The following is a 280-nucleotide window of genomic DNA, read 5'->3' on the forward strand; positions in this document are numbered from 1 at the left end:
TAAATTTTATCATAGAAACATGAAAATATATTCTAATCTAAATAGAATACCAATGACTAAAACGGATAGGGTTTTTATAATCATGGGATCTGCGCACACAGCGTTTTTAAGAGAAGTGATAGACAGAAGCCCAAAATTTGAAATGGTCAACACCTTAGAGTACTTAAAATAAAGTAATAGCTATTAATTATAAAGCCACCCATTTCTGGTGGTATTTTTTATACTTTCAAAAAAAATAATACATTTTATTAACATGTATTGTAAAAAAATGTATATTTGA

1 protein-coding gene is annotated in these 280 nt (G+C 26.4%); it reads left to right on the forward strand.

The window, feature by feature from the left end; all coding sequences use genetic code 11:
• The coding region (locus V6251_RS15430; RefSeq protein WP_341589030.1) for a DUF5694 domain-containing protein at positions 1-172 on the forward strand (172 nt) is incomplete at its 5' end.
• Between the last annotated feature and the right edge of the window lie 108 nt (positions 173-280).

Origin of the sequence: Olleya sp. Ti.3.14 (assembly GCF_038154885.1) — a bacterium.
In the GTDB taxonomy this organism is placed as follows: Bacteria; Bacteroidota; Bacteroidia; order Flavobacteriales; family Flavobacteriaceae; genus Olleya.